Source organism: Janthinobacterium sp. SUN073 (genome assembly GCF_030397665.1).
Lineage (GTDB): Bacteria > Pseudomonadota > Gammaproteobacteria > Burkholderiales > Burkholderiaceae_D > Janthinobacterium.
The window spans coordinates 373,637-380,410 of record NZ_JAPUBT010000001.1 but is presented as its reverse complement, the minus strand read 5'-3'; the positions used below and the strand labels follow the sequence as shown (position 1 = coordinate 380,410).

General features: G+C 59.8%; 8 protein-coding genes. 5 read left to right on the top strand and 3 right to left on the bottom strand.

The features are described from left to right. Positions 1 to 78 precede the first annotated feature (78 nt). The 5 genes from O0882_RS01850 (at position 79) to O0882_RS01830 (ending at position 4,612) form a co-directional block, all read left to right on the top strand. Positions 79 to 762, top strand: coding sequence for an RNA polymerase sigma factor (locus O0882_RS01850; RefSeq protein WP_289944877.1), 684 nt, complete (start codon positions 79 to 81; stop codon positions 760 to 762). Positions 763 to 1,198: 436 nt separating this feature from the next. Next, positions 1,199 to 1,627: a penicillin-insensitive murein endopeptidase gene (locus tag O0882_RS01845; protein WP_289944876.1), complete on the top strand. Its 429-nt coding sequence runs from the start codon at positions 1,199 to 1,201 to the stop codon at positions 1,625 to 1,627. Beyond that, a complete protein-coding gene (locus O0882_RS01840; RefSeq protein WP_289944874.1) occupies positions 1,624 to 2,004 on the top strand; it encodes a hypothetical protein in 381 nt (126 codons plus the stop codon). The genes O0882_RS01845 and O0882_RS01840 overlap by 4 nt, the downstream gene beginning before the upstream one ends. Positions 2,005 to 2,190: 186 nt before the next feature. After that, a complete protein-coding gene (locus O0882_RS01835; protein WP_289944872.1) occupies positions 2,191 to 4,203 on the top strand; it encodes a S9 family peptidase in 2,013 nt (670 codons plus the stop codon). A 118-nt stretch (positions 4,204 to 4,321) separates the two neighbouring features. After that, positions 4,322 to 4,612: a hypothetical protein gene (locus O0882_RS01830; protein WP_289944871.1), complete on the top strand. Its 291-nt coding sequence runs from the start codon at positions 4,322 to 4,324 to the stop codon at positions 4,610 to 4,612. Positions 4,613 to 4,690: 78 nt separating this feature from the next. On the opposite strand, the gene O0882_RS01825 is transcribed toward O0882_RS01830, so the two are convergent. The 3 genes from O0882_RS01825 to O0882_RS01815 are packed head-to-tail and all read right to left on the bottom strand — an operon-like array spanning position 4,691 to position 6,330. Further along, positions 4,691 to 5,224, bottom strand: a complete 534-nt coding sequence (locus O0882_RS01825) for a tail fiber protein (protein WP_289944869.1) — start codon at positions 5,222 to 5,224, stop codon at positions 4,691 to 4,693. 36 nt (positions 5,225 to 5,260) lie between these two features. Continuing rightward, on the bottom strand, positions 5,261 to 5,794 hold the full coding sequence (locus O0882_RS01820) for a tail fiber protein (protein ID WP_289944868.1): 534 nt from the start codon (positions 5,792 to 5,794) through the stop codon (positions 5,261 to 5,263). Positions 5,795 to 5,826: 32 nt separating this feature from the next. Then, the gene (locus O0882_RS01815) at positions 5,827 to 6,330 is read right to left on the bottom strand and encodes a tail fiber protein (RefSeq protein ID WP_289946777.1); all 504 of its coding nucleotides are present in this window, start codon (positions 6,328 to 6,330) and stop codon (positions 5,827 to 5,829) included. Positions 6,331 to 6,774: the final 444 nt, after the last annotated feature.

Below are 6,774 nucleotides of genomic sequence, written 5' to 3'. Positions count from 1 at the left end.
AGGGGAAGGCCATGCACCCGCAGTGCCTGTGATCCCGTTTCCCCCATTCTTGCAGCCGAATACCGAGGCACACCCGTCATGAATCTGAGTACCCTGGATGGCCTGAAGGCGTCCCATATTGCCGATGAGTTCGCAGCAGAGCCATTCAGCGAGCACGGCCACGGCATCGTGCTGGGCGATTTTCTGGCGGCGAACTACGCCCGCCTGCACCGCCAATTGTTGCGCAATCTCGGTTGTCCCGACCTGGCCAGCGACTGCCTGCACGACGCCTGGCTAAGATTGGCGGGCATGAGCGTCCCCGTGTTGGTGCAAAACCCGAACGCCTATGTCTACCGGGTGGCTTGCAACGTCGCGATGGACCAGCTGCGCGGCAAGCGCTCTGCGCAGTACGACGATGACGCTGCAATCGAGCATCTGACTGACCCGGCCCCCGGTCCGGACCTGATTGCCTTGGCCCGCTCCGATTTGGCCGCGGTCGAGCGCGCGATGCAGCGCATGCCGTACCGGCACCGTTCTGTTCTGCTTGCCCTGAGGATCGACGAAAGGACGCGCCAGGAAGTCGCGGACGAATATCAGGTCTCCCTGACCAGCGTCGATACGATGCTGCGCCAGGCCCTGGACCACTGTGCCCGGGAAACCGGGCAGAATGCGATCGGGGGCATCAGCCAGTCCCGGCGAGGTTTCTCGCGCCGCTGGCAGGCCAAGGTGCTCGCCGCGGAGCCCACTGCGATGGCGCAGGAACGACGCTGTATCCGGCACTGACAAGCGGGCACGGTATTCATGGCGCCGAGGAAGGTAATCCCTAATTATCAGAGTCCGTCAAAGGTAATTATTAAACAGACAAGGCGGCTTTCTAAATGCATCGTCAGTACCACTGTGCTCGCCCCGAGTCGACTCACAGGAGGCATGCGGAATCGATCCTGCACTCTATTATTGAGACAGAATTGATTTATCCCAAGTCATTGAACGAGGACGCCATCAATAATCGCTTTGTCTGCTCACATCTTGTAGTGTGCATGTATGGGCGTAGCGTCGTCAGCGATGCTATTAATCATACCCTCACATACTCTCGCATACCCTCGGCATTTCGATGCGTATCGTCGCTTGGTGAAGACCATCATGCTGGAGCTTCAACCGAAAGATAAGCGCGGTTACTTTATGTTGCCCCAGGCGCCTGAGGGGGCGGGTTATTACGTTTATGGAAATGTGGGCGGCAGGCACTGGCCATCAGGCCCAGTATGCCCACCCCAAGCTGATGACTCTTATTCTGTGCATTGAGCGTGAGTGGCAAGCCATTGACGAGCGCAAGTTTTGTATCGGCAATATCAGTGTCGCTGGTGGCGCCGAATATGATGGCCACGTCACGCACCAGAAGGGGCTTGAAATGGATATTCGGCCGGTCCGGAAGGACAAGCTGACAGGGCAGGAGGCGTGGTTGACGCGTTTTGATGCTGCCTATGATCGTGAGGCAACAACCCGGCTGATTCGACTATTTGCGCGGCACATGATGGTCCGCACCATTTACTTTAATGACACGGAAGTGCAGAAGGCGATTGGAGGTGGAAGAGTGCGCTCGGCGATACGCCATGACGATCACTTTCACGTCGAGATCAGGAGGTATGCGTGAATTTTCACAGAGCAGGAATTTTGGGTGCGTGCACCCTGATTTCGTTGGCACAGTCCGCCGAAAGTAGCGTGGAAACGGCTGCCGCCAAGGTACTCAGCGGCCGCTATCAGGTATACGGCGGCAGCCTTGCCGAGATGCTGCCGCCCACACCGAACGACCGCCATGTGTCATTCAGGTTCAAAGGGCAGAGTGCCCGGGATTTGTTCAATGGCATCGGGCCTGACGTGCGGCGCGAGCATGCCTGCAGCGGCGATCCTGAAGACCGCGAGCGGCGCCGAGGGCATCTTCTGTGCGTCTACAGCAGGGAAAACGGCTACACCTGCCTGCTTGGGCTTGACCTGCGTACAGGCACGAGCGAGGCTGGCGGCGTTTGCTAAGTACTTCCCCCATGGCCGCGCTCGTGTCAGTGACTTGACGGACCTGCCATCACCCGTTTTCGCCCTTCCATCCCCCGATTTTCGTCCCCTGTCACTGTCATCAACCTGGCAACACGGCTTTCGCCTATGATTTGCTGGCACGTGTATGTGTGATGTTTCTCTTCATCCAACAACCATGAGGTGTCCATGATTCGCTATGCCCTGCCTGCCCTGTTGTTTGCCGCCGCGCTGCCGGCGCACGCCCAAGCCCCTGTCGATCACCCGCCGCTGATCGAGCGGGCGAAGATCTTTGGCAATCCCAGCAAGTCCGGCGGGCGCATCAGCCCGGATGGCAAGTGGCTGTCGTGGATCGCGCCGCGCGATGGCGTGCTCAATGTGTGGGTGGCGCCGGCCAGCGACCTGGCGCAGGCGCGTCCGCTGACGCAAGAGAAGGTGCGGCCCATCCGCAGCAGCTTCTGGTCGCCCGATTCGACAACCCTGCTGTTCATCCAGGACAAGGGCGGTGATGAAAACTTCCTGCTGTATGGCGTGAATGTCGTGAGCGGCAAGCAGATCAATTACACGCCGTTCGAGAAGACCCGCGTGCGGATCGTCCAGATCAGCAGCAAGGTCAAGGACCGCATCCTGGTGGGCATCAATAACCGCGATGCGCGCTGGCATGACGTGTACAGCCTGGAGCTGGCCAGCGGCAAGCTGACCCTGGTGCAGCAGAATGATGGCTATGGCGGCTACCTGGCCGACGAGCAGCTCAGGCTGCGCATCGCCAGCAAGGCGCGCGCCGATGGCGGCATGCAGTATTTCCGCATGACGGATGGCAAGGTCGAGAGCGCACCGCTGGCCGAGGTGGGCCTGGAAGACTCGCAGACCACGGCGCCGCTGGCGTTTACGGTCGATGGCAAGACCTTGTACTGGACCGACTCGCGCGGCCGCAATACCTCGGCGCTGCTGGCGCAGGATGTCGCCAGCGGCAAGACCACGCTGGTGGCGCAGGATCCGCGCGCCGATATTTCTGACGCCCTGTACGACACGCGCACGGGCAAGGTGCAAGCCTATTCCGTCGACTATCTGCAGCAGGAATACCTGCCGCTGACGGACGACCTGAAGGCCGACCTGGCCTTCCTGAAGAAGCATGCCAAGGGACAGTTCAACGTGACGTCGCGCACGGAAGCCGACGACAAGTGGCTGGTGGGCGTCGACGCCGTCACGGCGCCGGCATCGAGCTGGCTGTATGAGCGCAAGACCAAGAAGCTGACGCAGCTGTACGTGACGCGGCCGGAGCTGGAGGGCGCGCCGCTGGTGCCCATGTACCCACAGGAAATCAAGGCACGCGACGGCCTGACCCTGGTGTCTTATCTGACATTGCCGCAGGCATCGAAGGCGAGCGCCGGCGGCGTGCCATCGCAGGCGGTGCCGATGGTGCTGCTGGTGCACGGCGGGCCATGGGCGCGTGATACCTATGGCTACAACGGCTACCACCAGTGGCTGGCCAACCGCGGCTATGCTGTGCTGTCGGTGAATTACCGGGGTTCGACGGGCTTCGGCAAGCAATTCATTTCGGCCGGCGACCTGCAGTGGGGCCGCAAGATGCATGACGACTTGCTCGACGCGGTGCAATGGGCCGTGAAGAGCGGCGTGACCAGCGCCGACAAGGTGGCCATCATGGGCGGCTCGTATGGCGGCTACGCCACCCTGGCCGGCATGGCATTCACGCCCACCACGTTCGCCTGCGGCGTCGATATCGTCGGCCCGTCGAACCTGTTCACCCTGTTGCAAACGATTCCGCCGTACTGGGAAGCGGGCAAGCAGCAGTTCTACAAGCGCATGGGCGACCCGAGCACGGAAGAAGGCCGCGCGCTGCTGAAAGAGCGCTCGCCGCTGAATTTTGCGCAGAATATCCAGCGGCCGCTGCTGATTGGCCAGGGCGCGAACGACCCGCGCGTCAACGTGGCGGAATCGGACCAGATCGTGGCAGCCATGGCGGCGAAGAATATCCCCGTCACGTATGTGCTGTTCCCCGACGAAGGCCATGGCTTTGCCCGCCCTGTGAACAACATCGCCTTCAATGCGGTGATGGAAAACTTCCTGGGGCAATGCCTGGCTGGCCGCGCCGAGCCGATCGGCGCGACCCTGAAGGCGTCCACCGCGCAGGTCAAGCACGGCGCCGAGTTTGCGCCCGGTTTGCTGGAGGCGATGCGCTAAGCACTGCAAGCTGGCGGGAGCCGCCTGCTTGCGGCTCCCGCATTAAAAGAGTTTCAATGCAACAATGATTCATTTAGAATAAGTCACTGTCCTGCCAATATCTGAACGGAAACGCACCATGGATATACTGACCCTCGAGCATTTTGCCCCGCGCCTGAATGACACGTTTATCTCGGTGGGCGACGGCAACGCGCCGTTCATCCTGGTGGAGGCGCGTCCGTTGCCGGCGTCGACCTTGCAGGGAATGTTGCGCCCACCGTTCAGCCTGCTTTTCCGCAATTCTTCCGCCATCGTCTTCAACCAGAAAATTTTCCAGCTGCAGCATGACGCTTTCGGCGAAGTGGGAATTTTCCTGGTGCCGGTGGCGCGCGACAATCACGGCTTCCTGTACCAGGCCGTGTTCAACTAAGCTCTTGCCCCGCGTGTCCTGATGCGCCTGGAAACAAGGCAGGCTGTGCGCGTGCCTTGTTTCTCCATCCTGCTTGCCTCAATCAAACCGTGGGAACTCTCCCTGCAATGCGATGCAGTAGTTCAGCGCCAGCAAGGGCTGGCGGTTTTCGTGCGCCTGGTTGCCACCGGTCAAGCCGACGACGTTGGGTGCCAGCCTGGTGTCGGGAGTGATGCTGAGCGTCATGGCCGTCGTCTTGCCCGGTGCCAGCAGCAGTGCGTCTGCTACAGGGATATTGCTTTGCAGAGTAGCCGTCGGCTGACGGTTGACCGTCATGACATGCCGGTGCGCCGGCATTTCCTGCGCCGTCAGCGTCACGCCTGCGGCGCCAACGAACTCGCCGATGTCATATTGCGACAGGCCGGGTCCCGTACCCTGGCTGCACGCGGCGCGGCCGACCAGGTTGGGGAGCTGGAAGGTGGTGCTGCCATTGCCGCCATAGGTGGTGCCGATCAGTGCGTACAGGGCGGTGTTCTGGGTCGGCGACAAGGTGGCGCCGTTGCACAGTGCCCAGCCTGCCGGTGGATAGTTGAAACCGAAGATCTGAATCTCGCCAAGGAATGGTGATGTCACGATTTTTCTCCTGTGAAGTCGGGTGGACTGTCGTCGTTACTGCTGCGAAGGGAAGACGCCCTGCCATGCGATGCAAAATGACACGGCCAGCGTCGGCATGCGGTTTTCATGGGGGAGGTTGGCGCCAGCGAGGCCGCAGGCGACGCCCGACAGCACCGTCGGCAGGGCCCCCGTCGCACTGGTCGCGTACATATTGTCGCTGTTGGTGGCGGCGCCCAGCGCCAGCGTCGGCCCCGGTGTTGCGGCGTTGGCGGTGGCGTTGGTGGCGAAATAGGTGTGCGTGTGCTGGGGAATCTGATCTGTTGTCAAGGTGACCTGCTCGCTGCCACCGGTGCTGCCGATGATGCGCGGCGTTAAACCTGCTCCCTGTCCCTGGTGCAAGGGCAACTGGCCGCGTAAATCCGGCACGCCAAAGGTGACCTGACCATCGCCACCATAGGTGGTGCCGATCAGCATGAACAACACCTCATATTCAGCAATAGGTTTGAGGCTGCCGTCGCAGGCAAACCACCCGGTGGGTATGCGTGGAAAGGCAAACTGGCGAATTTCACCTACATAACATTGGGACATGGATGTTCTCCGTTAACAAGGTGGGATGCGGTTTAGTTACGCGAGGGGAAAACACCATACAAGGCAATGTTGAAATTGATGACGCGGAAGGGCTGCATATTGTTGTGCGGACCATTGCCGCCAACGCTGCCCAGCGTCTGCTGCGCCAGCGCCACCTGCGGTCCTGATGCGGCGACATAAATCGATTCGCTCCCACTGCTGGCATACAGTGCGCCAGCGGGACTCTTGGACGAACCCGGCGGCGTCAGCGCGCTGGCCGCATGGTTGTGCATTGGCAGCTGGGTGCCTAGCAAGGTGACAGTTTCCGAACCGTCCGGCGTGCCCTGGACGAGTGGGGCTGGTTGCCAGCCCCCGTCGACAGAGACTCCTGAACCGAAAGGCGTGCGGCTGCGCAAGTCGGGCAAGGCAAAGGTCGTTTGCCCGTTGCCGCCGTACTGGGTGCCCAGCAGGGAAAACAGGGCGGCATTTTGCTGGATGAGCATGATTTGGCCACTACAAGCTGCGAACTTCCTTGGTGTGAAGCCAAAACCAGCCATCATGATTTGACCTACAAAGACGTCAGACATCGCATTTATCTCCCCATAACTGTTGTTAAATGGAATATAGATTAATACTTTTATTGATAGTAATTGGTTTACATTAAAATATCTCTTTTTGGCAACACTTTTTAGTTGCTTTATTTGCTACTCGTAGTAGCATACGTTGATGCAAAGCAAGCGTCAATAAAAAGGGGAAGCATTTTCCCCCCTGCAGCAGTGACTGAAATCGGCATCAACCGTGTTCATTAAGGCGTCGGATCAGGCCAGCATTCTCCCCCCCAAACAATGTATTGAAGGACGATGATGTTTCTAAATTTCAGAAAATTTGGATGGGCATCCCCACCTGTTAGCCGCCTTGATTTCCTCAGCGCTGGCGCGCAGCGTGCCATTTCCCTGTCGTCGAGGTTGAAGCACATGACGGCAACCTTGTTATTGATGCTG

What these genes read in the sequence shown, in the direction of transcription:
- O0882_RS01835 (WP_289944872.1), top strand. Translation starts at nt 2,191, where the DNA reads ATGATTCGCTATGCCCTGCCTGCCCTGTTGTTTGCCGCCGCGCTGCCG.
- O0882_RS01845 (WP_289944876.1), top strand. Translation starts at nt 1,199, where the DNA reads ATGGAAATGTGGGCGGCAGGCACTGGCCATCAGGCCCAGTATGCCCAC.
- O0882_RS01830 (WP_289944871.1), top strand. Translation starts at nt 4,322, where the DNA reads ATGGATATACTGACCCTCGAGCATTTTGCCCCGCGCCTGAATGACACG.
- O0882_RS01850 (WP_289944877.1), top strand. Translation starts at nt 79, where the DNA reads ATGAATCTGAGTACCCTGGATGGCCTGAAGGCGTCCCATATTGCCGAT.
- O0882_RS01815 (WP_289946777.1), bottom strand. Translation starts at nt 6,330, where the DNA reads ATGGCTGGTTTTGGCTTCACACCAAGGAAGTTCGCAGCTTGTAGTGGC.
- O0882_RS01820 (WP_289944868.1), bottom strand. Translation starts at nt 5,794, where the DNA reads ATGTCCCAATGTTATGTAGGTGAAATTCGCCAGTTTGCCTTTCCACGC.